Raw genomic sequence first — 571 nt, forward strand, 5'->3', positions numbered from 1 at the left:
GGACGATCGGCCGGTGCTTGTCGACTGCCTGACGCTGTGGCTGACCAACCATATGCTGGCCGAACACGATTTCGAGCTGGAATGCCGGCGATTGGCGGAGGTGCTGTCGCGGCCGCGCGGACCCTGGTTCTTGGTGTCCAATGAAGTCGGACAAGGCATCGTGCCGGACAATGCACTGGCGCGCCGCTTTCGCGATGCCGCCGGCCGGCTCAACCAGCAGGTCGCGGCGATTGCCGATACGGTGCTGCTGATGGTGGCGGGGCTGCCGCTCAAGGTGAAATGATATGACCGATATCGACGATAAGGACGAAGAGCGCCACCGCGCCAAGATGGCCAAGCGCAAGGCGGTGCAGGATGCCGAGGTGGCGAGCAAGACGGTCGAGAAGGGATTGCTCATCGTCAACACCGGCCCGGGCAAAGGCAAGACCACGGCCGCCTTCGGGCTGGCGCTGCGGATGCTCGGCTACGGCAAGCGCGTCGGTGTCGTCCAGTTCATCAAGGGCAAGTGGCACACCGGCGAGAAAGACGCCTTCGCCGCCTTCGGCGACCGTGTCGTGTGGCACGCGATGGG

At 64.8% G+C, this 571-nt stretch carries 2 protein-coding genes; both read left to right on the top strand.

Annotated elements, in window-relative coordinates; all coding sequences use genetic code 11:
- Window positions 1-283, top strand: a 283-nt coding sequence (locus EN969_RS34405; RefSeq protein WP_206525375.1) for a bifunctional adenosylcobinamide kinase/adenosylcobinamide-phosphate guanylyltransferase, incomplete at its 5' end; no start/stop codon positions are given.
- A 1-nt stretch (window position 284) separates the two neighbouring features.
- Window positions 285-571, top strand: a 287-nt coding sequence (locus EN969_RS34410) for a cob(I)yrinic acid a,c-diamide adenosyltransferase (protein ID WP_206525376.1), incomplete at its 3' end; no start/stop codon positions are given.

It is taken from the genome of Mesorhizobium sp. M7A.F.Ca.CA.003.01.2.1, assembly GCF_003998945.1.
Taxonomy (GTDB): Bacteria; Pseudomonadota; Alphaproteobacteria; order Rhizobiales; family Rhizobiaceae; genus Mesorhizobium; species Mesorhizobium ciceri.